The sequence below is a fragment of the Anaerofilum hominis genome, assembly GCF_014287275.1.
GTDB classification, from domain to species: Bacteria; Bacillota; Clostridia; order Oscillospirales; family Ruminococcaceae; genus Pygmaiobacter; species Pygmaiobacter hominis.
In genome coordinates, this window is the sequence record NZ_JACONZ010000001.1 from 500,429 (window position 1) to 526,315 (window position 25,887).

The window sequence follows — 25,887 nt, forward strand, 5'->3', positions numbered from 1 at the left end:
GCCCCTTTTGCATCCTTATCACATTGTGCGGGGGGCAAAGCCGCTCACAGCGCCTGGCGCAGCCGTTCCCCCGGGATGTCGATGCGCTTGATGTCCGCCCCCAGGCCGCGCAGCTTGCCCACCAGGTCCTCATAGCCGCGCTCGATGTGGCTGATCTCTTCGATCTCGGAGACCCCGTTTGCCGCCAGCGCCGCCACGACAAGGGCCGCGCCCGCCCGCAGGTCGGTGGCGCGCACCGGCGCGGGCTGCAGCTCCGGCACCCCCTCGATGACCGCGACCCGTCCATCCACCTGGATATTCGCGCCCATGCGGATCAATTCATCCACATAGCGGAAGCGGTTCTCCCAGATGCCCTCGGTGATGATGGAGGTCCCCTTGGCCACGCTGAGCAGCACCGCCATCAGCGGCTGCATATCGGTCGGGAAGCCGGGGTGCGGCATCGTCTTGATGTTCAGCGGCTCGATATCGCCCACACAGCACACCCGCACGGCGTCGTCGAACTCCTCAATGGTCGCGCCCGCCTTTTCCAGCTTGGCGGTGATGGGCTCCAGATGTTTGGGGATGACGTTGCGGATCAGCACATTGCCCCGCGTGATGGTGGCGGCGGCCATATAGCTGCCCGCCTCGATCTGGTCGGGGATGATGGAATAGGTGCATCCGTGCATCTCGCGCACGCCGCGGATCTTGATCACGTCGGTGCCCGCGCCGCGCACGTCGGCGCCCATGGTGTTCAAAAAGTTTGCCACGTCCACGATATGCGGCTCTTTGGCGACGTTTTCCAGGACCGTGATCCCCTCCGCCATCACGGCCGCCAGCATGGCGTTGATGGTGGCCCCCACCGAAACGGTGTCAAAAAAGATGTGCTCGGCCGCCAGCTTGCTGGAGCTGACCCGGATCATGCCGTATTCCACATTATAGCTTGCCCCCAGCGAACCGAACGCTTTCAGGTGCTGGTCGATGGGGCGGGTGCCCAGGTCACAGCCGCCGGGCATCGAGACGCAGCCGCGTCCGAACCGGCCCAGCAGCGCCCCCAGAAAATAATAGGACGCGCGCATCTGCCGGCTCATCTCCGCGGGCACATCGGTGACCACGATGCGGGAGGTATCCACCTCCAGCGTGGCGCTGTCGATCATGCGGATCGACGCCCCCATGGCGTGCAGGATCTCCACCGAGGTGGCCACGTCGCTGATGTTGGGCAGGTTCTCGATCACACACTTGCCCCCCGCCAGGATAGTGGCGGGCAGGATGGCAACGGCCGCATTCTTGGCGCCGCTCACGGTGACCTCGCCCACCAGAGGCGCGCCGCCGCGTACCACAAACTTCTCCAATATTCTAAACTCCCCTTTTTTCAGGCAGGTAATCTCTCTAAATCTAAAAGCCCTGTAAAGCCTGTATTATTATAGCACCTTTGCGCGGGGATGAAAAGTAACAATTTCATGAGAAAACCCGCATGGATATTTGTTGCCGATCCGCCGTGCCGGACGCCTTTTTCGCACTTTAACAGGGTTCCCCAAACAAAGCTCAGAAAAACAGCCGGAAGAAAATTCTTCCGGCCCCGGCGGCGCGCCACAGAACAGGGCCTGCAGGGGTCCCGGCGGCACGCTGCCGCAGCGTTTCCCGCCGCCCCGGTGTTTTCCCTCTCCCACACCAAAAGAGGGCGCGGGTCCCTGTCCAGGCCCGCGCCCTTTTTACTATGGCCGTGTCTGCGCTGCGGGCCCCGGCCCGGCGGCGCGCACGCGGCTTTCTTTTTTGGGGCATGCTGCCGGCGCTTTTGCCTCAGATGCCCACATAGGGGGCACCGTTGACCCGCGCGCCGTTGAGGATGACTTCAAAGTGGCAGTGGTTGCCGGTGGAATTGCCCGTGCTGCCCACGTAGGCGATCACCTGACCCTGGCTGACCGACTGGCCCGCGCTGACCGCAAGGCCGCTGCAGTGGCCGTAAAGAGTGCGCACCCCGCCGCCGTGGTCGATGATGACGTGGATGCCGTAGCCGCCCGCGGTGGCGCTGGCGTAGGTGACCACGCCGCTCTGCGCCGCATAAATGGGGGTGCCATAGGCCGCGCAGAGGTCCAGGCCGTTATGCCCATAAGCGCCGGTGAAGCCCCGGCTCATATACTTAAAGCCCGGCCCGACCGGGAAGATCATCCCGCCGCTGCCGCTTGGGACGGCGCTGTAGCCCGCCTGGGAGATATAGGTGCCCACCGAGATGTGTTCCTCCACCGGCTCCTGCAGCACCACCGCGTCGCCGATCTGGGCCTTTTCCACCATGCGGCCGTCGATATAGGTGTACTGGTAGGTGACCTCCTGCAGGCCCTTGACCCCCTCCTGGGTGGTCTTGGTCTTGCCGCGGTCCAGCGAGCCGTCGTCGGTCTTGACCGTCTGAAACGGGATCTCCTCCTGCTCGACCTGTGTCTTGACCACCTTGACCTGCAAAAAGGACACCGACTCTCCGATGATCAGCTCCTGTCCCACCGGCATATTGCTGCCGTTTTCCAGCACCGGGTTCAGGGCGTAAAGCTCGTCCAGCGTGATGTCGTTGGCGCCCGCGATGACGAGCGGGGTGTCCCCCGCCTGGATCGTGTAGGTGCGCTGGCCCTGCACCGGCTCGTCAAAAAGGGCCTGCAGCTCGCTGTAATCCCGCACGCTCTCGGCCAGATAAATGCCCTGGCGCAGCTCGACGTTTTTCACAAACTCGATCTGTGCGCCCGGGTTTTCCGCCTCATAGGGCGCTTTGATGGCCGCGATGGCGTTTTCCAGCCGCGCCCCATCGGCCGAGGCGCCGTAAAACTGGCCGTCCACATACAGGCCCACCGCCTCGGTGATCTCTTCGCCCGAGCTGCGCAGGATCGCGTCCGCCAGCGTCTGGGTGTCGCTGATCTCCTCCGCCCGCGCGGCGGAGATCGTAAAGGTGGGGTTCAGCGTCCAGCGCTGCTCGTCGCCCGTGTAGATGATCTGGTCCTGCACCATGCGGGCCGCCTCTTCATAGACGGACTCCTGCTGCACATAGCCCACCACCTGGCCGCCGTTTTCCACCGCCAGCACATAGGGCACGCCCAGCACGCTGACCACGGTGAAAACAAAAACGGCCCCGGCCCCCAGCGGCAGCAGATAGTACAGCAGATTTTTTCCCAGATAGGCATAGCGGCGCACACCGCTGCCCAGATACCGCAGGGCCAGCCGGGCCGCGTGTCCCGCCCCGTTGCGCTGTTCGTCCGCGATCAGCTCGCGGATATGCGACACGCCGCTGTGGGCCCGGTGAAAGGGGGCGGTGAGATCGGCCCAAAAGCTTTTCAGCCCGCGCCCCGCGGCGTGCAGCAGGCCGCGCAGCGGCCGCCAGAGCAGCCGCGCCAGCAGCCGGCCCGCGCCCTGCAGGGCGCGCCAGAAGCGGACGCCCTCCAGCTCGGCCGCCGTGCCGACCTTGTAGAACAGCTGGCCCAGCAGCGCTTTGAGCCGCCAAAGGCGCACCGACGCGCGGCTTTTAAACGGCGGGGGCGTCCCCGGCCTCACCGCTGTTGCCTGTGCCATTTTTTGCGCCTCCCCTCGCACCGGCCCGCCTGCGGGCCGGTAACGACAGCGCGGGCCTTCTGCATCCGTCGGGGCGGTTTTTCTCCGCGCCGACAGACCATGGGCCCGCCGCTGTGCTGTTTTCCGTTTTCAATTATACTCAGTTTCGCGCTTTCCCGCAAGGATTTTACAAAACTTTCATGGTTTGCGCGGCCCCGCCGCGGTCAGCCCAGATAGTTCATGGGGTCGCGGCGAACGCCGTTTACAATGACCTCAAAGTGGCAGTGCGGGCCTGTGGACCAGCCGGTAGACCCCACATAGGCGATCAGCTGCCCCTGCTCCACCACCTGCCCCACGCTGACCGCAAGGCCGCTGCAGTGGCCGTAAAGGGTCTGCACCCCGCCGCCGTGGTTGAGGATGACGTGGATGCCGTAGCCGCCGCGCGTCTGGCCCGCATAGGTGACCACACCGCTCTGCGCCGCATAGATGGGGGTGCCCACATAGCCGCGCAGGTCCAGGCCGTTGTGGGCGGGCAGCAGCGGGCCGCTGTAACCGCGGCTCATGCCCTTGTAGCCGCTGTAGTCCACCGGGAACATCATGTTGCCGTTGCCCGGCTTGATCATGGTGCCGTCGCTGGTCATGTACGCGCCCATCTGCTGGATCTGGGTCACCGGGCCGGTGATCACTACCGGGTCTCCCACGGCCCTGCGCTCGGTCACCTGCCCGCCCACATAGGTGGTCTCATAAGTGACGTCTTTCTCGCCCTCCACGCCCTCCTGCAGGATGCGCTGCATGCCAAAGGCCAGGCCGGTGCTGTATTCGGTCTCGGTCTCGTAGGGAATGGGCTCCCGCTCCACCGTGGTGACGATGGCTTTGACCTGCAAAAACGGGACGGCCTGACCGATGACCAGCTCTGCGCCCACCGGCATATTGCTGCCGTTTTCCAGCACCGGGTTGAGAGCGTACAGGTCGTCCAGCGTGACGTCGTTGGCGCCCGCGATCTTCCAGGGGGTGTCCCCCGCCTGGATGGTATAGGTGCGCTGGCCCTGCACCTCCTGGTGCAGCAGCGCCTCCAGCGAGGGATAGTCCTGGACGCTCTCGGTCAGATAGACCCCCTTTTTCAGGTTCAGGTCCTCCACAAAACTGATCTCCGCGCCCGGATACTGGGCCCGGTAGGGGTCTTTCAGCGCCTCGATCGCCGCCTCCAGGCGGTCGATCTCGGTGGTCGCGCCGTAAAACCGGCTGTTCACATACAGGCCCACCGCCTCGGTGATCTCCTCGCCCGAACTGCGCAGGATCGCGTCCACCAACGTCTGGCTGTCGGACAGCTCGTCCGGCTTCGCCGCGGCGATACTGAAGGTGGGATGCAGCTCCCACTCCTGCTCATGCCCGGTATAGACCAGCTGGTTCTGGACGATCTGGGCCGCTTCCTCGTAGACCGACTCCTGGTCCACATATCCCACGACCTGACCCTCATATTCCACCGCCAGGGCAAACCGGCTGTCCAGCACATTGACCACCGTAAAGACAAAGATCGCCCCGGCCCCCAGCGGCAGCAGATAGTAGACCAGATTTTTGGCCAGATATCCGTAGGCCCGCACACCGGACCAGAAATAGCCCAGCCCCAGCTTCAGGGCGTGCCACAGGCCGTTTTTCTTTTCATCGGCCATCAGCTCGCGGATATGGGACGCGCCGCTTTTTGCACGGCGCACCGGGGCCGCCAGATCCTCTTTTACGCTGCGGGCCGCCTGCGCCGTCCTGCCCGCCAGCGGGGCCAACAGGCGGGCGAGGCAGCGGCCGAAAAACAGCGCCGCAGCCTTCAGCCGGCGCCCGGCCAGCACCGCGTGGTATTCCGCCTGGACGCCCACCCGGTAAAACAGATCTCCCAAAAACGTTCTCAGACGGAACAGCCGCCGCCTGGCTCTTGACCAGGCGCCGTCCGCCGTCTGTCTCTTTCTGCTCTGCGGCGCATGCGCCGTGTTTTTCGCACTGTCCAGCTTGCCGCACCTCCCTGTTCTTCTCTCCGGCCCCTGGGGGCTTTATCCCGGGCCCGCCGCGGCGGCCCGCACATGTTCCTGTTTCCGGCGCAGGTCAAACGGCCTGCGCCGACACTTCACATTATACGCGCCGCCGCCGGTTCTGCAATCATTTTGTAACCCTTTTCACGTTTTTTTCACGCGGGTTTCCTGATTTTGTCAAATATTTTCCATCTTTTTCAGATCAGAGCGGGCTGCGGCAGCCCTGTTTTTTCCAAAAGCAGAACCAAGTCCGGCGGCAGGGGTGACGTCACCGTGACCTCACCCTCCGCCAGCGGCGGGGTGAAAACGATCCTGCCCGCGTGCAGCGCCTGCCGGGCGATCAGGCCGCGGCTGCCGCCATAGAGGTCGTCCCCGGCCAGGGGATGCCCCAGGGCGGAAAAGTGTACCCTTATCTGGTGGGTGCGCCCGGTGACCGGCACCGCGCGCAGCAGCGTATGCCCCCGCGCGGCAGCCAGCACCGTGTATTCGGTGCGGCTGGGCTTGCCCCCGCCGCCGGTGCGGCGGCAGATGATGCTGCCCTCCGCCCGCTGGATGGGCAGATCGATCGCCCCGTCCCCGGGGGGCAGCTCCCCCTCGGCTACCGCCCAATAGGTCTTGCGAAAGCCGCGGGCCAGCAGCGGGGCGGCAAAGCTGTTTTTTGCCGCCAGCACCAGGCCCGAGGTGTTGCGGTCGATGCGGTTCACCGGCCGGAATGGGCAGGGCGTGCCGCGCGCCTCCATCAAAAAGCGCCAGCCGTTGGCGAGCGTGCCGCCGCAGCCGGGGGCCGAGGGATGGACCAGGATGCCCGCGGGCTTGTCGATCACCGCAGAAAAGTCGTCCTCGTACAGGATCTCCAGCGGCACCGGCTGCGGCGGCACCGCGGTCTCCGGCTGGGGCGGCAATTCCACCTCCACCGTCTGCCCGGCGGCGAGGCGCAGGTCGGTGCGGGCGGGCAGGCCGTCCACCCGCAAGCCGCCGGGCAGGTATTTCACCGTCTTGATGAGCCCTGCGGTCAGCCCCCGGCGGCGCAAAAAGTCCGACAGCCGCCGGCCCTGCGCGTCCCCGTCCACCTGAAAGGTCAGCCGCAACCGCGCCGCCCCCTTTACAAAACAAAGATCCGTGCGCCCGCGGCGTCGCCGCCCGGCACACGGACCTTATTATAACAAATTTTGCGCGTTTTTGCTACCCCGGGTCAATAGGCCACGCCCTGGGCCAGCATCGCGTCCGCCACTTTGAGGAACCCGGCCACGTTTGCCCCCACCACCAGGTTGCCCTCGCAGCCGCACTCCCGGCTGGCGTCGTAAGCGTTGTGGAAGATGCCGGTCATGATCTCTTTGAGCCGGGCGTCCACCTCTTCAAAAGTCCAGGAAAGGCGCAGACTGTTCTGGCTCATCTCCAGGCCGCTGGTGGCCACGCCGCCCGCGTTGGCCGCTTTTGCGGGGGCAAACAGCACCCCCGCCGCCTGCAGCGCCCTGGTCGCCTCAAGGGTGCAGGGCATATTGGCGCCCTCGCCGACGGCCATCACGCCGTTGGCGATCAGCGCGGCGGCGCTCTCCTCGTCCAGCTCGTTCTGGGTGGCGCAGGGCAGCGCGATGTCGCAGGGGACGGTCCAGATGCCCCGGCAGCCCTCGTGGTACTGTGCGCCGGGCACCTCTTCCAGGTACTCGCGGATGCGGCCGCGGCGCACCTCTTTGATCTGCTTGACCACATCCAGCCGGATGCCGTCCGGGTCGTAGATATACCCGTTGGAATCGCTCATGGCCACCACCTTTGCCCCCAGGCTCTGCGCCTTTTCACAGGCGTAGACGGCCACGTTGCCGCTGCCCGAGATGACGGTGGTCTTGCCCGCAAAGCCGTCCCCTTTCATGCAGGACAGCATCTCCTGCACCAGATAGCACAGCCCATAACCGGTGGCCTGGGTGCGCGCCAGGCTGCCGCCGTAGGACAGGCCCTTGCCGGTCAGCACCCCGCTGTATTCGCCGGTGATCCGCTTATACTGGCCGAACAGATAGCCGATTTCCCGCGCGCCCACACCGATATCTCCCGCGGGCACGTCGGTGAACTGCCCGATGTGGCGGTACAGCTCGGTCATAAAGCTCTGGCAAAAGCGCATGATCTCCATGTCGGACTTGCCCTTGGGGTCAAAATCGCTGCCTCCCTTGCCGCCGCCCATGGGCAGGCCGGTGAGGCTGTTTTTAAAGGTCTGCTCAAATCCCAGGAACTTGATGACCGAGGCGTTGACGCTGGGGTGCAGCCGCAGGCCGCCCTTATAGGGGCCGATGGCGGAGTTAAACTGGCAGCGGTAGCCCCGGTTCACCTGTACCCTGCCCGCGTCGTCCACCCAGGAGACCCGGAACTGCACGAACCGCTCGGGCTCGCAGATCCGCTCCAGGATGCCCCATTTTTCCAGCTCCGGGCGGCGTTCCACCACGGTTTCCAGCGATTCCAGCACCTCGCGCACCGCCTGCAGAAACTCCGGTTCCCCGGCGCTGCGGACAGCCACCTCCCCATAGACCTTTTCCAGATACGCATTTTTGAACATTGCTTTCCCCTCCCCAAAAATTCTGCGCGGGGCGTTCAGCTTCCCTTCCCGGAAACGCCCGCGCACGCCGCCGGCAGCCGGCCGCGCCAGGGCTGCGCCCCTCCGCGCAGCCGCCCTTTCGCCGCCTTGACAAACCGGTTTTCGAATGTACTTATTATAAAATCAATTGTTTTTGATTACAACCATTTTGTACAAATTTTCCCGATATTTTTTACGGTTTTGCACAGTAAAATCAGAAAGGCAGCCCTGTGCGGGGCGGTTCTGCGCACGCCGATCTCCCGCCGGAAGCGATGCTGCGGCCCGTTTTCAAAGCGCTGCATGCGCGGCGCGGGAGCACGGCGGCTGCGGCTGCTCTGCCGGGGAGCCGGCGCGGACCGGCGGCAGCGCTGCGGCCGCTGCTTTTCCGTCAAAAAAGCGCTCTCCCGGTTGCCCGCACGGCCGCTTTGTGTTATACTGTCTCTCGAAGCCGCAATCTTTCGTCTGCGGTGAGAAACCAGCGACGGGGAGTGTGGATCGTATGTTTTGCCGAAACTGCGGCCGTGAGATCGGGGAGGGAAACACCGTCTGTACCGGCTGCGGCGCACCCGCGGGCAGCGGTTACAAATTCTGCCCGCGCTGCGGCCACCCCACCGACGAACTTGCCGTCTACTGCACCAACTGCGGCGCGCCGCTGACCAACATCCAGGGGCAAAACGCGGCGGGCGGGCGGCCTGCAGGGCAGAAAAGCCGGCTTGCCGCGGGTCTGCTGGGCATTTTTCTCGGCGGTCTGGGCATCCACAACTTTTATCTGGGCTACAACGAAAAGGGGATCTGCCAGATCGTCCTGTTTGTGCTCTGCTGCGGTATCGTCAGTTCGATCTGGGGCTTTGTCGAGGGCATCCTGATCCTGTGCGGCCACATCGACACCGATGCTTTCGGACAGCCGCTTACTGACTGAGAGCGCACACAACCAACCATATCTTTAAACGCGAGCAGCCCATACGGCGGCGCGGTGCGGCTGTTTACCGCCGCACGGTGAGGAAAGTCCGGGCTCCACAGGGGAATGGCAGCTGCTAACGGCAGCCGGGGGCGACCCCAGGGACAGTGCAACAGAAAGAGACCGCCGCCCTGCGGGGCGGTAAGGATGGAAAGGCGAGGTAAGAGCTCACCAGCGGTGCGGCGACGTACCGGCTATGTAAACCCTGCCAGGAGCAACACCCGACATGAAAGCGATACGTGCCCCGCGTGCTTTCAGGAGGTGGCGCGAGCCCCGCGGCGACGCGGGGACAAGATAGATCGTCGTTTAATACAGAACCCGGCTTACGGACTGGTCGCTTAAAGAATAAAAAGAGGCTGTTTCACTTTGTGAGACAGCCTCTTTTTTCTCTATCCCGCATCCGGCCGCCACGCTTCAGACGAAAAAGATGCCGCGCAGCAGCAGCAGGGTGACAACGCCGGGCACCCCCAGGGCCACCGAGACCAGCGCCGTGCCGTAATTGAGCGCGATCGCCACCCCGGTCGAGCCCGAGAGCAGGTTGACCGCGCCCAGCCCCGCAATGCCGCAGAACGCCGAGAGCAGCCCTGTGCGGAACGGGTGCTTTGATCTTGAGGCCGCCGCCGACACACACAGCAGCGCCGCAGCGCCAAGCAGGATCGCCAACACATCCACCGTCATTTCTTTTTACCCACCTTTTTCGGGCGGCAAGCGCCCGCGTTTTTGCTGCCGCGGGCCCGCCCGCGGCCGGTGGATGATCCTGTGTATTGCACTGCCCGCCGCAGGCCCGCGTTATCCTGCGCTGGCCGCTTTTGCCGCCGCGCGTTCGGCGCGCACCCTGCGCAGCAGATACTGGTACCGCGCCAGCAGTGCTTCCCGCTCGTAGATGCGGCAGTCGATCAGCTCGTCGTCGCTCTCCATGTTGAACAGCATTTCATTTTTGCGCAGCAGGTATTCGCACTCTTTGAGCTGTCCCACCGTATCGGCGGCGCCGTAGCGCTCGGCAAAGGCCGCGTCTTCCCTTGTTCCGACTTCCTTGCCAGGGGCTTTGCGCCCCGTCAGGATCGCAGTCAGTTCCAATCGCTCCACCTCGCTTTCAGTCTATGCGGCAAGGATTGGCAGCCAGAACCGGTTTTAATCCATCCGGGGGATTTTTTCTGCCGGCGGATTGCCCGCCGCCCGGCAGGCGGAGTATAATGGAGCGGAAGGCCGGGGCGTTCCCCGCCCCGGCGTCTTTTCTGTAAAGGAGGTCCAGTATATGAAGACCCGTATCATCCGCGGCGACGAGGTGCGCCGGCTGCTCACCATGGAGGACTGCATCGAAGCCATGCGCGCGGCGCTGCGGGACGTCTCCGCCGGGGACGGCGCCATGCTGCAGCGCTGTATGCTGCCCCTGCCGCAGGACAATAAATTCGCCCTCATGGGAGGCGCCGACCGCAGGGAGCGGCTCTGCGGCGCCAAAGTCATCGTTTTCCCCGGGGCTGAGGCCGCGCGCCGGGGCACCAGCCAGGGGATCATCCCTCTTTTTGACTCTGAGACCGGGGCACTCGCCGCCATTGTGGACGCAGAGCAGATCACGGCTGTGCGCACCGCCGCCGCCAGTGCCGCCGCCACCGACCTGCTCGCCCGCAAAAGCGCGGCCTCCCTGGCCATCCTGGGCGCCGGGCGCATCGGCAGCCTGCACATCGACGCCATCCGCCGGGTGCGCCCCATCCGCACGGTCTATGTCTGGAACCGCACCTTTTCCCGCGCACAGGAGTGCTGCCGCCGCGCCGCGGAACTGGGCCTGCGGGCCGTTCCCTGCGCCTCGGCGGAGGAGGCCGTGCGGGAGGCGGACATCGTCTGCACCGTCACCCAGGCCCGTGAACCTATCCTGCTGGGCCGTTGGCTGAAGCCGGGCGCCCACATCAACGCCGTGGGGGCCTGCAGCCCGCTGGCGCGCGAGCTGGACAGCGAGGCGGTGCTGCGCAGCCGTATCTATGCGGACCAGCGGGAGGCCGCGCTGCGGGACAGCGGCGATCTGGCGATCCCCCTGAAAGAGGGATCGCTGGATGCGCGAAAGATCTGCGGAGAGGTGGGCCAGGTGCTGCTGGGAGAACTGCCCGGCCGGCAGAGCGAGGAGGAGATCACGCTCTTCGAATCTGTGGGCATCTCACTGGAAGATCTCTGCGCGGCGGCGCTGGTCCGCCGCAAGGCGGAGGCGTCAGGGCTCGGCCTGGAGGTCGAATTTTAAGCCGTTTGCGCTTTTGGGCTTCTCCCTGTCCCCCATCCGCACTGTGCCGCAAGGCGCGCCTTTGGCCTACCGGCATGAGAGTCCGGCAAAATTTCATCCACCGGCCCAGCCGGTGGATCTCGCTGCAAACAAGCCAAAAACCGCCGCCGTGTAAGCGAATACACGGCGGCGGCTTTTCGTATTTATCCTCAGGCCAGCGCTTCCCCGGCTGCAGCGCCTGCCCGGCAAAGTTCCCGCGGCCCGACGGTCCCATAGGTCCGCGCCCTCCGGGGAAGGCCTTGCGGGCACCGGCGTTTTTATGCGTTCTGCCCCGCCGCAGCCTGTTTTTCCCGTTCCGCCCGGCGGAAAAAGCGGCTCAGCACCACGCAGGCAGCCACGGCCAGCACCGCCTCCGCTGTGGGCTGTGCATAGGGGATGCCATACAGGGGGAACACTGCGTTGAGGAGGTAGAGCAGCGGCAGCTCCAGCGCCAATTTGCGGGCAATGGCAAACAGCAGCGACTCCCGGCCCATGCCCACGGCCTGAAAGGTGCCCACCGCCAGAAAGTCGACGCACAGCAGCGGCAGCGCCAGGCAAAACCCGCGCAGGAAGCGGATGCCGTACGCCACCGTGGCGGCGTTGGCGATAAACATCTCCACCAGCCCGTCCGCACAGGTAAAGAGAAAGATCGACGCCAGCGCCGAAACGGTCACACCGATGCGGGCGGTGAAGAAGAACGCCTTTTTCATCCGCGGGATGTTGCCGCTGGCATAATTATAGCTGATCAGGGGCATGATCCCCTGCGCCACCCCCATCACCACGTACATGGGCACCATGTTGATCTTGGTGCAGATGCCCATCGCGGCCAGCGCCTCCGCCCCATAGACAGCGGCCAGATTGTTCATGATCATGCTGCCGGTCACATTGAGCAGGTTCTGCACCGAGGCCGGCACGCCCACCGCAAAGACACCGGATACGACCTGCCGCTTCAGCTTGAAATCCCGCGGCGAGATGCTGACGCTGGTGCGGCGGCGGCGAAGATAGAGATAGAGCAGGAAGTAGGCAAGGGCCACACAGTTGGACAAAAACGTGGCCAGCGCGGCCCCCTCCGCTTTCATGTTCAAACCCCAGGGCAGGATGAAGATGGGGTCCAGCACGATGTTCAGCAGGCAGCCGCTCATCGTGCCGATGCTCGCATGCAGGGCCGCCCCCTCCGAGCGGATCATGTAGGCCATCACCACGTTCAAAATAGCGGGCACCGCCCCCAGTGAGACGGTCCAGTTCAGATAAGCGGAGGTGGGCGCGGCGGTGTTTGGCCCCGCCCCCAGCAGGCCCAGCAGCGGAGCGCGCAGCACGGTGCACAGCAGCGCGAACACAGCGCCGCAGATCAGCGCCCCATAAAAGCCGAACGCCGAGCTTCGCCGCACGGTCTCTTCATCCTTGCGCCCCATGGCCCTGCTCATCATGCTGGAGCTGCCCACGCCAAACAGATTGTTCACCGCGTTGAACGCCAGCAGCACCGGCGCCGCCAAAGTGACCGATGCGGTCTGGATGGGATCATTGACCATACCGACAAAATAGGTGTCCGCCAAACTGTAGAGAACCGTCACCAGCGAGCTGAGCACCGTGGGCACTGAAAGGACCAGCACCGCCTTGGGGATCGAATAGGTCTCGAACAATTCTTCTTTCGTGCGTACTCTTTTTTCCGCCATTCCACGCAACTCTCCTCTGCTCTTCTCTTGCGCCTTTGACCCCGGCCCGATATAATAAGAAAAAGTAAAGCGCTCCCCTTTAAAAGCGCATTGCCCGCCGCAGGGCGGACAGGCCATATGTCTTTTATTCTAGTACCCAAAACGCTGTCCGGCAAGGGCGCGGAGCTGTGCCTGCCGATATCTTTTATCCGCCCAACAAAATGGTGCAGACGATGACCTGAACACAATTCTAGGCAATTGGAGATATGCAATGATGAAAGAAAATACAAAACGAGGTCTGACGGCCGCGCTCTTGCTGACAGCTGTCCTGATCTGCTCGGTTTCCCTTTTCTGGCCGGGAGTCCCATTTGGACATGACTTTTCTTTTCATCTGTCCCGCATCAATTCCATCTGTGAAGGAATGCGGCACGGACACTTCTTTCTGAAAGTATATCCCGACCTCTATAATGGCTACGGGTATGCCTGCGGCCTTTTTTACGGGGATTTTTTCTTGAACATTCCCGCTTTTTTAACCCTTTGCGGTGTGGACCTGATCACCAGTTATAAAATTTTTCTTGTTTTGATCATCGCCGGCACCGCTGGAAGCGCTTACTACGCTTCCAGCCGCATTTTCCGTTCCCGCCTGGCGGGTCTTATTTCAGCTCTTTTGTATGTTTTCTCTTCCTATTTTATCTTCGATCTCTACTTAAGGGCTGATTTGGGAGAAGTTCAGGCATGGATCTTTTTTCCTCTGATCCTCCTGGGTATTTATCGTCTGCTTTTCGGTGAATATCAAAAAAGCCTGCCGTTGATTGTCGGTTTTGCGGGGCTGCTTTTATCGCATTTGTTAAGCTTTGCAATGGCCCTGGCATTTGCAGCGCTCTTTTTCCTGATAGGCCTTTTTCGATTTTTGGCCGAACCCAAACGTTTTATCGCGCTGCTAAAAGCAACGGGGATAACATTACTGGTGACGGCATTTTTCCTTTTTCCTCTTTTGGAACAAATGCTTACGGGGCGGATCTATTCCCATCAGGTCAATGAAGTGCTGATTTTATCTGAAAGTGCGGTGAGGATCCGCAACCTCTTTTACAATTTCAGCGGCAGCCCCATCATGTCTCCCGGAGTAGTATTCCCGGGCATCGGGTTGCTCTTTCCTCTCGTCTATCTGGGACGTCCTTTTATTGCGCGGAAACGGGAGATGTCGGTGCATTTTTGTGACTTTTGCCTGGTTATGGGCTCGTTGGCCTTATTTGCTTCCACCTCCGTGTTCCCTTGGGCTTTTTTGAGCCGGTATCTTTATTTTCTGCAGTTTCCCTGGCGCCTTTTTCTCCCGGCCTGTGCCTTTCTGTCGATTGCGGGCGGTTATGTTTTCAGTCAATTGGCGCGTAGATCCCCTAAACTAGTGTTCCCTCTTTTATGTTTTTGCCTTGTGGGCGCCAGTATGGTGACTTTGAAAGAACAACGCACGATCTATCTTGCAAGCGCCGCCCAACCCAGTCCTGAAAGCAATTATCAAACAGCGCGCACAGTGGAAGAAGGCGGAATGCTTTATTTTTCAATCGAGCAATGCAAATTTATCGACAACAATTATTTTCACGAAAATCATCAGGGAGAATTTTTCAGTCCGCCCCCTGACGCCGAACTAATGGGGCAAGCCCCCGTCCCGTGCTCCATCAGAAGGGAATACGGTAAAATTTATTTGGCTTATGACAATCCGAATAAAGACGCAGCCGCTGTCACTTTGCCCTTAAACTACACCAAGGGGTACAGCGCCATTGACCTCACTACGGGGGGAGAATGCGCTTTGACGCCCGGAAACAACGGCTTTGCAGAACTATCTCTTCCCGCCCGATCGTCCGAGGAAATACTGATCCGTTATAGCGGCACCTCTCTACAACATTTCACCGCGGGGCTGAGCATCCTCACGCTTTTCATCTTCCCGGTCTATTTATTGGGGATCAGACGCAAAAAACTTTTTTAAACGATAAAAAGCAGCCTTAGCTTAGGCTGCTTTTTATCGTTTTTATCTTTGAGTTACAAAAAAGCTATTTTTCCCCAACGCTTTTTCTCCGCCGTCTGAAATATGCCCCCATTAAAGCGACTGCTGCCAAAAAGCTCACCCCGGCGCTCACAAACTGGATCGCCGTGCCCCTATAGTGGACCTTGACCGTTCCCTCTGTCGTCGTGTTCAGCACGATCTGTAAAAATCCATCAGCACTTTTCTCACACATCAGCCGTTCTCCCGTTTCCTGCAAAACCGCTTCATATCCCGGATAAAAGTATTTGGGCACGACCAATTTGTTTCCTGGCTGTTCCGCTTTAAATATTACCTTAAGATTTCCTTTTTCGGCAAATATTTCTCTGGTCAGACCCGCTTCTTCCGGTACTGTGATGCCATCCCACGGCTGAAGCGCTGATGCCGGCAAATAGTGAGAATCTACAAAGGGTTTGTCCGTTACCTCATACAATGTCTGATGCAATTCTTCCTGGCGGACAAAATTATCGCGAAACGCTGTTTGAAACTGTAGAATGCAGAGTGCGGCAATCAAAATCACACACCGCCGTTCCCCAGCGCGGTCTGGATATCTTTTCTAAAAAATGCTCTGCCGCCATAGCGCCTCCGATCGCCAAAAACAGCGTGGCAAAAAGGAGGAATCTCCACGGGAACTGTATCGCATCCAGGCCTGGCAGCTTCTCAAAAAAGGACCATGGAAAAAGGCTTGTGCAAGCGAAAAGGCACGCAATCCCCATGAGATAAAACAAATCTCTTTTTTTGGCTGCCTGCGTTTTAGGCGATCCACAAAAAAAGCGTAGGGCCAATACCCCCAGAAAGGTCACACCTGCTACAGGAGCGTACAGTTCCGGAGGAGAAACCATAAAAAACAGATTGCGCAGCCGCATGGTCCTGTTTTGAGCATATTCTCCATAATGGGTCGCCTTTCCGCGCAGCAATTGAGCCGACATCTGTTCTATAAGAGGAAACAGAAAAAATGCAGTCAATAGAACCGTAATTACCGCCGCTTTAAACAAATTTTGAAACCTCTTTGGCTCAAGAAAGAAACGGCGAACAGCAATTGCACAGACAAAAGCCCCCAACAAAAACGCCAGAAAAAATGTGAGCAAATGGGACAAAAGCAGTCCTCCAAAGCCAATAACAAGAGGACTGATATTTTTTTCGTCTCCCCACAATATTTCATAAAACCCCACCACAACAAGAGGTAAAAACACAAATGCCTGCGTTTCTCCCAATGCGGCTCTGGAATACAAGTCTGTTTCAAAATAGGCGCTTCCAATATATAAAAAAACGGCAAGAAGCGCAGTTCTTCTGTTCTGCGATATCTTATAAACAGCATAAAAACAGGTAAACATCGCACTGCAAATGATCAGCACGAGAAAAAGTTTATAAGAAGTGATCACAGAAAGCCCACATGCAGCTAAGGCGGCGGGTATCAAAAGGAAAAAACCGCTGTAAAACAGATTGACAGGATATCCGTATCCTTCGAGAGCTTCCGGAATTATTTTGAGAAAAAACTGTCCGTCTTTGAGCCCCTCTTTTATAAATTCAATCCGCCACAAATGAAACGGAAGATCGTTCCCGTAAAACATCCCCGGGCGCAGAAGTCTCCAACAACAACCGACTAAAAGAGCAAAGGCCAATAAAAGATACCAGGACTTTTCTTTTTTCAGCTTCTCCATTACTCTTTCTCCCTTGCGATATAAACCGGCCTTCTCTTTGTTTCCAGATAAGTCTTGGACAAATATTGCCCCAGCACGCCGATAGAAAAGAGCTGAATGCCTCCTACCAGCAAGATGATGCAGACCATCGACGGCCAGCCCGCGACCGGGTCGCCCCACGCCAGCGCGCGGACAAAGATGAACAGAAGCGCCAAAAAGGCGAGCCCGCAAAAAAAGAGACCTGCAACGGAGGCAATGGCCAGCGGCGCGGTGGAAAATGCCACAATGCCGTCAATCGAATAGAGGAACAACTTCCAAAACGACCATTTGGTCTCGCCTGCCACCCGCTCCACGTTTTCAAATTCGATCCATTTCGTCCGGAACCCCACCCATCCGAAAATGCCTTTTGAAAAGCGGTTCACCTCTGACATCGAGAGGATGGCGTCCACCATCTGCCTTGTCATCAGGCGAAAATCCCGGGCCCCATCCACGATCTCGGTTTTGGAGATACGATTGATCAGGCGGTAAAAGCAGCGCGCAAAAAAAGAGCGCACCGGCGGTTCCCCCTTGCGGTCCACCCGCCGGGTGGCGGCGCAGTCATACTTTTCTTCTGTGACCGCCCGGAACATCTCGGGCAGCAACTCAGGAGGATCCTGCAGGTCCGCGTCCATCAGGGTGACGTATTCACCGCGGGCAGCCTCCAGCCCCGCATAGATCCCCGCCTCTTTGCCAAAATTGCGCGAGAAAGAGACATAGTGGACCCTGCTGTCTGTCGCGCGCAGCTCTTTTACCAGCTCCAGTGTCCGGTCCCGCGAGCCGTCGTCCACAAACCAGTATTCCGTCTCCAACTGATATCGTTCTTTCAGCATCTCAGAAATTTGTGTGATCTTCTCGTAAAAAAACGGCAGTGCCTTTTCTTCATTGTAGCAGGGCACCACCACAGACAACAAAGCCATTTTTCTTGCACCTACCCCCATTTTTGTCCGGTCAAACGCATGTTCTGTTTTTGATTATAACATATTCATTGCAGGAAAATCCATTTTCTTCTATAATAGAGAACAACAAGTTTGTCCCAGAGTTGTCGGGGCATTGCCGCCAACAAAATCAGTTTCAGATGAGGATGTAGATAAAAATGCCTTTGACTAAAAATATCCGCTATCGGAAAATTTTTCTGGTCGCCGCCGGCGCGCTGCTGGGCGCCGCTGTTTTTTTGCTCGTGAATACCGGCGCATCCCTGAACGTGATGAATGACGCATGGATCCGCTCGGGTTATGTGGAAAAAGACATCATCCAGCACTATACCGGCTGGCTGTTTTACAGGCAAAGCCCGCTCTCTTTTCCGCTGGGGATGAGCTCTGCCATCAACTATCCCCAGGGCGCGGCGGTGACCTATACCGATTCCGTTCCGCTGTTTGCGATCCTGTTCCGCCTGCTCTCCCCTATTCTGCCCGCGACTTTCCAGTATTTTGGGCTGTATACGCTGTGCTGCTATATGCTGCAAGGGGCCGCAGCGGCGCTGCTGCTCACCGTATTCTGCAACCGCGTACTGCCGGTCCTGCTTGGCAGCTGCCTTTTCCTCTTCAGCCCCATCATGATCGAACGGGCTTTCCGCCACACCGCGCTCGCCTCTCACTTTTTGATCCTCTTCGCCCTTTATCTCTATTTTTGCAACAGACAAAAAGGCTGGCGCTATCGGCCCGGTTATCTGGTGCTGGCCGGGCTTGCCACGGCGATCCATCCCTACTTTCTGCCCATGATCTTTGCCGTGCTTTTCGCCGATCTGCTCGAACACGCCGTCCGCACCAAAAAGCCGCTCAAGCCGCTGCTTTTTCTCCTCGCCGCGTTCGCTGTGGTCGGCGCTGTGGGATTTTCCATTGGCGCCTTTTCGACCCCCTCTTCCGGCGGGTCCACAGGATACGGCTATTTCTGCATGAATCTCAACAGCCTCTTCAATCCGCTCAGCTGTTCCGGCATCGTCTGGTCCCGCGTCCTGCCCACTCTGCCCCAGGGGCTCGGCAGTTACGACGGGTTCAACTATCTGGGGTTGGGCGTGCTGGCCGCGTTCCCCATCGCCGTTTTGATGTGGCTTTTGCAAAAAGGCAGGCGGCAGCGGCTGCTTTCGTTTTTAAAAAATTACTGGGGGCTTTTGTTCGCCAGCGCCTGTCTGACGGCGTTTGCCGTATCGAACACGGTCCTCGCCAACACCCGTGTCCTCTTCACCATCCCCGTGCCGTCCTTTCTGCTGAAGCTGGGCAGTATCTTTCGCAGCAGCGGCCGGATGTTTTATCCCGTCTACTATCTTATCCTTTTGTTTACGGTCGTCTTTTTTGCCCGCCGCTGGGGGGCAAAGATCGGCAGCGCACTTCTGGTCGTGATATTGGCTGTGCAAATTTGGGACATTTCTCCGGCTTTGAAAGAGAAGCGCGCTTATTTTACCTCGCCCTCCCCCTCCTTTGAAAACCCCATGAAAAGCGAATTCTGGGACGCGATCGACGGCAGATACGCTCACATGTTCTCTCTGGACGATACGCTGGTACAGGCGCTTTATCCGGCGCTCTATGCGGCCGACACCGGCATGACCACCAACGACGGCTTTACCGCCCGTTTTGATATCGACTATCACCACACGGTCGTCGACCAGGAGCTCGAACAGCTTTTGCGCGGAGAAACGGCCTCCGACACTCTGTATATCACCAGCAACCGTACCCTGTTCTTTCAGCTTGCGGAGGCTCTAAAAGACACTGCCGTCTGTGCCCAGGTAGATCACATCTGGTATGTGTTTGCGCCGATGGGGGATGCATCGGCGCTCCCCGCGCCCTCTGAGGATCTTCTCCTTTATCCCCACTTCCCTCTGCGATTGGAGGATCTGACCGATGGAGCCTGGACGCAGGGTGTCCTGAACGAAAATAAAAGCATCTGTACTGTGCTGGACAACCCCTTTACCCAACGCTTTTTTGACAATGCCGAGTACGTAGTCTGCGAGGGGATCTCCTACAAAATTTTGAAAAAAGACTACAAAGACGCCGGCTGGCTGATGCTCACGCTGGATCTGGAAGATGCCGGCATACTGGTCGGCAAAGACCTTACTACCCGATAGAGATCGCAAAAAAGCGTCTGGGGCCCCCTCCCGGACGCTTTTTTATAAGGCGGATCTCCAGAAAACAAAGTGGTATGCGCAAGCCATCGTCTCTGTCATGGAAAAGACCTCCTCGACATTTTTAGTTGGATTGGCAGACCTTAACCTTAATCTATCGGGGAGTTCCTTTTTTGTCCATAGCTAAAGCTTTTTTATCTCCACTGGCAGAACCAGTGGTTGTCTTTTACACAATAAAAAACGGCGGCTTTGACCTCTCAAAAGCCACCGTCAAGCTGACGCAAAAATGCAACTGGTGCAGAACAGCTTTTTGGCTGTTCTGCACCAGTTTTTGCGGTATAATGTATCGCCCTCCTACAAAGAGGGCTTTACTCCCACTTAAAACATTTCACCGCGGTCCCGGTACAGAGAACGGTCACAGCCCCCATTACGACAATGGGAAGCCAGACGTTGCCGACCGGCAAGCCAAGGGAGGTTTCTTTCATGAGCTGTATGCCCTGGGTCATGGGAAGAACACGGATGATTTTCTGCATCATTTCCGGCATGACCTCAAACGGTAATGTCGCGCCGGAGAAAATCAACATGGGGAAATAGAGCGCACAGGCGATCACACTCGCGGTCTTTTCATTTTTCGCTATGCCGCCCACCATCATTCCAATGCTCAAGGTAGACACCATCGTCAGCAGCCAGCTACCCAAAAACGCCAGCGGGGAGCCGTGAATGGTAACATTCCAAAACAGCTTTGCCACAAGGAACAGGGTCAGCATGGAGACAGCGGCGTAAATCACATAAATCATGAACTCCACAGCCAGCAGCATAACGGGACTAACCGGGGTCACTTGAAAGCGTTTCAGGATCTTGCGCTCCCGGTATTCCGCCACCACCAGGGGCAGGCCCATCAAGCCCCCCGCGCAGATGGAGATGGTACAGAGCGCACCAAAGGACTGATCCATAAAGGTGTACGCCGCGCCAGCGGCGGCGGGCTTTGTGCCATAAAGGAAACCGAGGATGACCAAGACTACCAGCGGCATAATGATGGCGAAAATCACCATGTTCATATTTCGTATGTTGAGCTTCAACTCATTTTTCAAGAGCGTTCCAAAGGTTCTCATTCGTCCATTCCCTCCTCGCCGGAAAGCACCAGATAGGCATCCTCAAATTTTCCGCAGCCACATTGTTCTTTTGCCTGGGCCACCGTCCCGTAGAAAACAGCTCTGCCCTTTTTGAGTATGCAGATTTCATCGCACAGGGCCTCAACCTCGTCCATGAAGTGTGAGGTCAGAAAGATGGTCAGTCCTTTGCTTTTCAGTCCCTCAAGTATTTTCCAGACATCCCGCCGCGCTTTTGCGTCAAGCCCGGTTGTCAGCTCGTCAAGAAAGACAAGCCGGGGATCTGGAATTAATGCCAGAACAATGAAAAGCCGCTGGCGCTCCCCGCCGGATAGACTTTTAACCGCCCGGCTCACCTTGTTCCCGATCCCAAATTGTTCACATAGAGATTTCCAGTCGGCAGGGCTTTTGTAGAGGCAAGCCGTTTCCTCGCATAGTTCCGAAACTTTGATTTCCGGCTGATAGTCTCCCTCTTGAAATTGAACGCCTACCTCTTGGAACAAATTGCGGCGGTCTTTTTTGGGATCGCGGCCAAGGACGGATATCGTGCCGCTATCGGCCTTTCTCGTCCCTAACATACATTCGATGGTCGTACTCTTTCCCGCACCGTTTGCCCCCAGCAAACCGAAAACCGTATTTTTCCGGACGCATAGGTTTAGGTTGTCCAACGCAAGCTGATCGCCGTATAACTTCGACAACCGCTCGACTTTGAGTGCTTCCTGCATACGCACGCCCTCCTTTTCGTGATGGCAAAAGAATACCACCAATGAAAACATTGGTGGTAAGATGGAGGGTTTATGAGTACTGCCGTTTCATTTTCTGCAACATTTCCATCAGAATAATGGCGTTTTTTTCCGCCGCAGACAGGGAGCGGATCAACTGGTCACAAGCCGAGATAATATCGTCGGATGGCCTTGGCGTATTGAGTACCGTCTTAATATCCACGTTGGGATTTTTTGATACTTGCTGCAGCATCCGCAAAATGGCCTCCAGCGAGTAATTGGCACAGCGCAGGGCGCGAATGATTTTCAGCCGTTTGATGTCGTCATCCGTATAGATGCGATAGCCGTTTTCTTTCCGCTTGACCGCTAGCAAGCCGTTCATTTCCCAATTCCGCAGGGTGTCCATTGAAACGCCTAAATACTCAGATACTTCTTTCCGCTTCATAAAAGCCCTGTTCTCTTGGTTTTCGCCGGATATGATTTGTTTCACAATGCGGATCGCATCCTCCGCATTGTCACGCTCTTGACGCAGCCCGCTTAAATATGCCTGCGTAAGGGAAAATGCTTCATCAAACTTCCCCGCCGCCGACAGTTTGACCATCTGAAATATTTTCTTTCGCAGGCCATTTTGCAGGATTTCAATTTGAAAGGCGGTACGAGCAAGCCGGATTTGATCAATGTGAAAATCCGTAAAGACGCGATACCCATTCTCTTTCCGCTCCGGCCTTGGAATAATACCCCATTCTTCATACAGCCGCACGGTGTTTGGATGTATCCCGATCACGGCGGCGACCTGGGAAGTCTTGTATGTGTTCACGGCAAACCACCTCCACTCTACTGTAATATATCTCATTTTAAAAGTCTGGTGTTATAGTGGAGGGTTCTTTTTAAAAGATATCTGCATTTTGAATACAAGTATACGGACAAAAAACAAATCGTCTTATTAAATCGGCTCTATTTCTAATGTCCGGCACGACAACCAAAAGGGGAAACCGAAAAAAAAACAGGCTGCGCCGAATGCGCAGCCTGTTTTTTATTCTTGACTTACTCCACGTCGCCGCTGGTGGCCACAAACTCGTCGTCGCCGGCAGGGGCGTCGTCCAGCAGGGCCTTCATGGACAGGCCGACGCGGTGCTTTTCAAAGTCAGCCTCGATCAACTTGACCTCGACCTCGTCGCCCACTTTCAGCACATCGCTGACCTTTTCAACACGCTCGTTGGAGATCTCGCTGATGTGTACCAGGCCGTCGATGCCGGGCAGCACCCGCACAAAAGCGCCGAACTTGGTGATGGAGACCACCGGGGCCTTGAACACGCTGCCGAGAGGGAACTCGCTGCGCAGACGCTCCCAGGGGTTGTCCTCCGCCTTTTTATAACCCAGCGAGACCTTACCGTTCTCGCGGTCCAGGCTTTTGATATAAACTTCGATCTGGTCGCCGACCTTGACCACCTCGCTGGGATGCTTGATGCGGTCCCAGGAGAGTTCGGAAATATGGACCAGACCGTCCACACCGCCGATGTCGACGAACGCGCCGTAATCAGTCAGGTTCTTGACCACGCCGTCATACTGTTTGCCCTCTTCGGCCTCGGCCCAGAAAGCTTCTTTCTTGGCCTCCAGCTCCTCAGAGAGGACCGCGCGGATCGAGCCGATCACACGGCGGCCGCTGCACTCGATGATCTTGATGCGGGTCTTCTGTTTCACCAGACCGGTGAGATCCTCGCCGCGGCGCAGGGAAGCCTGCGAAGCGGGGATAAAGACTTTCACGCCCTTGACATAGGCGACAAGGCCGCCCTTGACCGCCTCGGAGACGGTCGCCTCAAGGATGGTGCCCTCTTCCGCCGCCTTTTCGACCTCCGCCTGGCCGGCCTTGGCCTCAAAGCGCTTTTTGGACAGGGCAACGGTGCCTTCCTGGTCATTAACCTTGATGACAACGAGTTCCAGCTCGTCACCCTTTTTCACCGCATCTTCCAGCTTCACGGTGGGATCGTCAGACCACTCGGACGCGGCGACAAAGCCGGTCTGCTTGGTGCCGATGTCCACGGTGATCTCGCTCGGCGAGATTCCGGTGACGATACCGGTTACGACCTTGCCGTTGAAGACCGGCTTCAAGGACTGATCGATCATCTCCTCAAAGCTCATCTCTTCGTTTTGTACTACCTCGCTCATCTTGTTAAGTACCTCCTCAATTATAGACGATGGCGTAGAAGCCCCCGCCGTGACGCCGGCACGCCGCACCCCCGCAAAATCGCCTGCGGTGATCTCCGCTGCGGTCTCCACCGCCAGCGTTCTGCAGTACCTGCCCGCGACACGGACCAGCTTCTGGGTGTTGGAGGAATGGCGCCCGCCGATGACCACCATGAGGTCGCATCTGCGCGCGAGTTCTTCCGCCTCCTGCTGCCTCGCCCACGTTGCACTACATATTGTATCAAAAATTCGCGGGCTTGTATACACTTTTTTTATAAACTTTGTGCTTTCTAACCATTTTGTAACTTCAAAAGTCGTCTGTGCTACAACAAACGCCGGTTTTTCCCGTATTTCCGGGGTGGAACAGGCTTCCAGCGCCTCCAAACCGGCAAAGACCCGCACCTCGCCGCAGGCATGGCCCACGATGCCCTGCACTTCGGGGTGGTCCTCATCGCCCGCGATCAGCAGCACAGCGCCCACGCGCCCCGCCTGGGCCGCAATGCGCTGGATCTTTGCCACAAAGGGGCAGGTCGCGTCGTGGACCTCCGCGCCCCGCGCGGCCAGCGCGGCATAAACATCCTCGCCGACGCCGTGGCTGCGGATGACGACCTCATACCCCGCCGGCACAGACTCCACCGAATCCGCCGTGACGACGCCCTGCGCCTCCAGCGCGGCCACACATTGGGGGTTGTGGATCAGCGGCCCCAGCGTGGCGACCTTATGCCCCTCGCGCGCCAGCTGCTCGGTCATGCGCACTGCGCGGTCGACGCCAAAGCAGAAGCCCGCGGTCTCGGCCCGGATGATCTCCATAAAACTCCTCCCGGAACAGGGGCCGCCCCGCTCAAAAAGCGCCCCTCTGTCCGCTCATTCGTATTGTTTGTTCTGTTCGTACAGCTCGCCCAGCCTGGCTGCCAGGACCGCTTTGGCGGCCCTCAGCTTGCTGGCCGCGTGCTCGCCGCCCAGATTCAGGCTGTCGATGGGGATGGGCGCGCCGAACACCACCGTCACGGTGCAGAACAGATGCTGCCTGCCGCCCTTATAGAGCACCCGGCAGGGCACGATATCCGCGTGGGCCGACTCTGCGACCACAAAGGCCCCGCTTTTGAGCGGCAGCAGCCCCTCCCCCTTTTTGTTGCGGGTCCCCTCGGGGAAGATGAGCATCGAGCGGCCGTTTCGCACCGACTCGATGGCATTGTTCAGCACCGTCTTGTCCCCCTTGCCCCGCTCGACCGGGAAAACGCCCACATGGCGGAAAAACCAGGCCACGAACCCGTTGCGGAACAGCTCTTCCTTTGCCATGACCCACATGGGTTTGCCAAACCCCCGCGCCAGCACCACGAACACCGGGTCAATGGCGGACAGGTGGTTGGGGCAGAGCACATAGCCCCGGTCCCTGGGCAGGTTTTCCCGCCCGATCACCCGGATGCGGTAGGGCAGCCGGAATACCACCGAGGCGAGGATGAAACAGAGGTGATAAAACCAAAACATTTCAGCCAAGCCTCCCCTGGATCAGCCGGTACAGCCTCTGGTACGCGGCCTCAAAATCGTCGTTGCTGGTGTCCACCAGCACCGCATCCTCCGCCTGCCGCAGGGGCGCGGCGGCGCGGTGGCTGTCGTTGTGATCGCGCCGGCGGATATCCGCCAGCACCTCTTCGTAATCCGCCGGCTGGCCCTTCTGCTGCAGCTCCCGGGTGCGGCGGCGGGCCCGCTCCTCGGCGCTGGCCGTCAAAAAGATCTTGATCTGCGCGTCTGGCAGGATGACGGTGCCGATGTCCCGGCCATCCATGAGCACGTTGTTTTGCCGCGCGATCGAGCGCTGCGTCTCGGTGAGAAAATCCCGCACGCCCTGATGCGCGGACACGCTGCTGGCAGCCATCGAGACCTCCTCGCGGCGGATCTCCTCCGACACGTCCTCCCCGTTGAGGAACACATGCTGCACGCCGCCGAGGTGCTTGAGCTCCAAATGCACCTCTCCCAGCCGGGGCAGCACCGCCGCCGGGTCTGTGGGTTCCACACCCGCGCGCAGCATGTACAGGCCGATGGCCCGGTACATGGCGCCGGTGTCCACATACAGATAGCCCAGCTCCTGTGCAAGGCGCCTGGCAAGGCTGCTTTTGCCCGCGCCGGACGGGCCGTCGATAGCGATCTGGATCATAATCGGTC

At 58.9% G+C, this 25,887-nt stretch carries 21 protein-coding genes and 1 other RNA gene; 5 read left to right on the top strand and 17 right to left on the bottom strand.

Going from position 1 to position 25,887, the window contains the following annotated elements:
• Window positions 1-44: 44 nt before the first annotated feature.
• The 5 genes from H8S23_RS02215 to gdhA form a co-directional block, all read right to left on the bottom strand.
• On the bottom strand, window positions 45-1,328 hold the full coding sequence (locus H8S23_RS02215; protein WP_186886674.1) for a UDP-N-acetylglucosamine 1-carboxyvinyltransferase: 1,284 nt from the start codon (window positions 1,326-1,328) through the stop codon (window positions 45-47).
• A 448-nt stretch (window positions 1,329-1,776) separates the two neighbouring features.
• On the bottom strand, window positions 1,777-3,525 hold the full coding sequence (locus tag H8S23_RS02220; protein WP_186886675.1) for a M23 family metallopeptidase: 1,749 nt from the start codon (window positions 3,523-3,525) through the stop codon (window positions 1,777-1,779).
• Between the two features lie 203 nt (window positions 3,526-3,728).
• Complete coding sequence (locus tag H8S23_RS02225) at window positions 3,729-5,393, bottom strand: M23 family metallopeptidase (protein WP_186886676.1); 1,665 nt, start codon at window positions 5,391-5,393, stop codon at window positions 3,729-3,731.
• A 326-nt stretch (window positions 5,394-5,719) separates the two neighbouring features.
• A complete protein-coding gene (locus H8S23_RS02230) occupies window positions 5,720-6,610 on the bottom strand; it encodes an RluA family pseudouridine synthase (RefSeq protein WP_186886677.1) in 891 nt (296 codons plus the stop codon).
• Between the two features lie 104 nt (window positions 6,611-6,714).
• Entirely contained in the window at window positions 6,715-8,064 is a 1,350-nt protein-coding gene (gene gdhA, locus H8S23_RS02235) for an NADP-specific glutamate dehydrogenase (protein ID WP_186886678.1), read from the bottom strand.
• 517 nt (window positions 8,065-8,581) lie between these two features.
• On the opposite strand from gdhA, the gene H8S23_RS02240 reads away from it, so the two are divergent.
• On the top strand, window positions 8,582-9,001 hold the full coding sequence (locus H8S23_RS02240) for a TM2 domain-containing protein (protein WP_186886679.1): 420 nt from the start codon (window positions 8,582-8,584) through the stop codon (window positions 8,999-9,001).
• Window positions 9,002-9,032: 31 nt separating this feature from the next.
• An RNA gene (gene rnpB / locus H8S23_RS02245) (RNase P RNA component class A) lies at window positions 9,033-9,381 on the top strand.
• A gap of 73 nt (window positions 9,382-9,454) precedes the next feature.
• Here rnpB and H8S23_RS02250 read toward each other — a convergent pair.
• Together H8S23_RS02250 and H8S23_RS02255 are read right to left on the bottom strand one after the other, a co-directional pair.
• The gene (locus H8S23_RS02250) at window positions 9,455-9,718 is read right to left on the bottom strand and encodes a pro-sigmaK processing inhibitor BofA family protein (protein ID WP_186886680.1); all 264 of its coding nucleotides are present in this window, start codon (window positions 9,716-9,718) and stop codon (window positions 9,455-9,457) included.
• Between the two features lie 111 nt (window positions 9,719-9,829).
• Window positions 9,830-10,117 carry a hypothetical protein gene (locus H8S23_RS02255; RefSeq protein WP_186886681.1) on the bottom strand — a complete coding sequence of 96 codons (288 nt, stop codon included), beginning with the start codon at window positions 10,115-10,117 and terminating at the stop codon, window positions 9,830-9,832.
• 178 nt (window positions 10,118-10,295) lie between these two features.
• Between H8S23_RS02255 and H8S23_RS02260 the strand changes: the two genes are divergently transcribed.
• On the top strand, window positions 10,296-11,270 hold the full coding sequence (locus H8S23_RS02260; protein ID WP_186886682.1) for an ornithine cyclodeaminase family protein: 975 nt from the start codon (window positions 10,296-10,298) through the stop codon (window positions 11,268-11,270).
• Window positions 11,271-11,566: 296 nt separating this feature from the next.
• Here H8S23_RS02260 and H8S23_RS02265 read toward each other — a convergent pair whose 3' ends face one another.
• Entirely contained in the window at window positions 11,567-12,961 is a 1,395-nt protein-coding gene (locus H8S23_RS02265) for an MATE family efflux transporter (RefSeq protein ID WP_186886683.1), read from the bottom strand.
• 250 nt (window positions 12,962-13,211) lie between these two features.
• On the opposite strand from H8S23_RS02265, the gene H8S23_RS02270 reads away from it, so the two are divergent.
• Entirely contained in the window at window positions 13,212-14,921 is a 1,710-nt protein-coding gene (locus H8S23_RS02270; RefSeq protein ID WP_186886684.1) for a hypothetical protein, read from the top strand.
• Between the two features lie 64 nt (window positions 14,922-14,985).
• On the opposite strand, the gene H8S23_RS02275 is transcribed toward H8S23_RS02270, so the two are convergent.
• From H8S23_RS02275 to H8S23_RS02285, 3 genes are read right to left on the bottom strand one after another with little or no spacing between them, the layout of a single operon-like run.
• Window positions 14,986-15,495: a hypothetical protein gene (locus H8S23_RS02275; protein WP_186886685.1), complete on the bottom strand. Its 510-nt coding sequence runs from the start codon at window positions 15,493-15,495 to the stop codon at window positions 14,986-14,988.
• Entirely contained in the window at window positions 15,440-16,636 is a 1,197-nt protein-coding gene (locus H8S23_RS02280) for a glycosyltransferase family protein (RefSeq protein ID WP_186886686.1), read from the bottom strand. The genes H8S23_RS02275 and H8S23_RS02280 overlap by 56 nt, the downstream gene beginning before the upstream one ends.
• The gene (locus tag H8S23_RS02285) at window positions 16,636-17,571 is read right to left on the bottom strand and encodes a glycosyltransferase family 2 protein (protein WP_186886687.1); all 936 of its coding nucleotides are present in this window, start codon (window positions 17,569-17,571) and stop codon (window positions 16,636-16,638) included. The genes H8S23_RS02280 and H8S23_RS02285 overlap by 1 nt, the downstream gene beginning before the upstream one ends.
• A 176-nt stretch (window positions 17,572-17,747) precedes the next feature.
• On the opposite strand from H8S23_RS02285, the gene H8S23_RS02290 reads away from it, so the two are divergent.
• Window positions 17,748-19,712, top strand: coding sequence for a DUF6311 domain-containing protein (locus tag H8S23_RS02290; RefSeq protein WP_186886688.1), 1,965 nt, complete (start codon window positions 17,748-17,750; stop codon window positions 19,710-19,712).
• Window positions 19,713-20,077: 365 nt separating this feature from the next.
• Here the strand turns inward: H8S23_RS02290 and H8S23_RS02295 are convergent, their stop codons facing one another.
• From H8S23_RS02295 to cmk, 6 genes are all read right to left on the bottom strand, one after another.
• Complete coding sequence (locus H8S23_RS02295; RefSeq protein ID WP_186886689.1) at window positions 20,078-20,821, bottom strand: ABC transporter permease; 744 nt, start codon at window positions 20,819-20,821, stop codon at window positions 20,078-20,080.
• Window positions 20,818-21,543, bottom strand: a complete 726-nt coding sequence (locus H8S23_RS02300) for an ABC transporter ATP-binding protein (RefSeq protein WP_186886690.1) — start codon at window positions 21,541-21,543, stop codon at window positions 20,818-20,820. The genes H8S23_RS02295 and H8S23_RS02300 overlap by 4 nt, the downstream gene beginning before the upstream one ends.
• Before the next feature lie 70 nt (window positions 21,544-21,613).
• The gene (locus H8S23_RS02305) at window positions 21,614-22,357 is read right to left on the bottom strand and encodes a MerR family transcriptional regulator (RefSeq protein ID WP_186886691.1); all 744 of its coding nucleotides are present in this window, start codon (window positions 22,355-22,357) and stop codon (window positions 21,614-21,616) included.
• A 227-nt stretch (window positions 22,358-22,584) separates the two neighbouring features.
• Complete coding sequence (locus H8S23_RS02310) at window positions 22,585-24,534, bottom strand: bifunctional 4-hydroxy-3-methylbut-2-enyl diphosphate reductase/30S ribosomal protein S1 (protein WP_186886692.1); 1,950 nt, start codon at window positions 24,532-24,534, stop codon at window positions 22,585-22,587.
• Between the two features lie 54 nt (window positions 24,535-24,588).
• Window positions 24,589-25,212 (bottom strand): lysophospholipid acyltransferase family protein, encoded by a 624-nt coding sequence (locus H8S23_RS02315; RefSeq protein ID WP_186886693.1) that lies wholly within the window; start codon window positions 25,210-25,212, stop codon window positions 24,589-24,591.
• 1 nt (window position 25,213) lies between these two features.
• Window positions 25,214-25,879, bottom strand: a complete 666-nt coding sequence (gene cmk / locus H8S23_RS02320) for a (d)CMP kinase (protein WP_186886694.1) — start codon at window positions 25,877-25,879, stop codon at window positions 25,214-25,216.
• Window positions 25,880-25,887 lie beyond the last annotated feature (8 nt).

Bases quoted from the DNA above. Each gene is read 5' to 3' on its own strand.
- H8S23_RS02220 (WP_186886675.1), bottom strand. From the start codon at position 3,525: ATGGCACAGGCAACAGCGGTGAGGCCGGGGACGCCCCCGCCGTTTAAA.
- H8S23_RS02250 (WP_186886680.1), bottom strand. From the start codon at position 9,718: ATGACGGTGGATGTGTTGGCGATCCTGCTTGGCGCTGCGGCGCTGCTG.
- H8S23_RS02265 (WP_186886683.1), bottom strand. From the start codon at position 12,961: ATGGCGGAAAAAAGAGTACGCACGAAAGAAGAATTGTTCGAGACCTAT.
- H8S23_RS02290 (WP_186886688.1), top strand. From the start codon at position 17,748: ATGCCTTTGACTAAAAATATCCGCTATCGGAAAATTTTTCTGGTCGCC.
- H8S23_RS02295 (WP_186886689.1), bottom strand. From the start codon at position 20,821: ATGAGAACCTTTGGAACGCTCTTGAAAAATGAGTTGAAGCTCAACATA.
- H8S23_RS02310 (WP_186886692.1), bottom strand. From the start codon at position 24,534: ATGGAGATCATCCGGGCCGAGACCGCGGGCTTCTGCTTTGGCGTCGAC.
- H8S23_RS02285 (WP_186886687.1), bottom strand. From the start codon at position 17,571: ATGGCTTTGTTGTCTGTGGTGGTGCCCTGCTACAATGAAGAAAAGGCA.
- gdhA (WP_186886678.1), bottom strand. From the start codon at position 8,064: ATGTTCAAAAATGCGTATCTGGAAAAGGTCTATGGGGAGGTGGCTGTC.
- H8S23_RS02300 (WP_186886690.1), bottom strand. From the start codon at position 21,543: ATGCAGGAAGCACTCAAAGTCGAGCGGTTGTCGAAGTTATACGGCGAT.
- H8S23_RS02270 (WP_186886684.1), top strand. From the start codon at position 13,212: ATGATGAAAGAAAATACAAAACGAGGTCTGACGGCCGCGCTCTTGCTG.
- cmk (WP_186886694.1), bottom strand. From the start codon at position 25,879: ATGATCCAGATCGCTATCGACGGCCCGTCCGGCGCGGGCAAAAGCAGC.
- H8S23_RS02240 (WP_186886679.1), top strand. From the start codon at position 8,582: ATGTTTTGCCGAAACTGCGGCCGTGAGATCGGGGAGGGAAACACCGTC.
- H8S23_RS02260 (WP_186886682.1), top strand. From the start codon at position 10,296: ATGAAGACCCGTATCATCCGCGGCGACGAGGTGCGCCGGCTGCTCACC.
- H8S23_RS02315 (WP_186886693.1), bottom strand. From the start codon at position 25,212: ATGTTTTGGTTTTATCACCTCTGTTTCATCCTCGCCTCGGTGGTATTC.
- H8S23_RS02280 (WP_186886686.1), bottom strand. From the start codon at position 16,636: ATGGAGAAGCTGAAAAAAGAAAAGTCCTGGTATCTTTTATTGGCCTTT.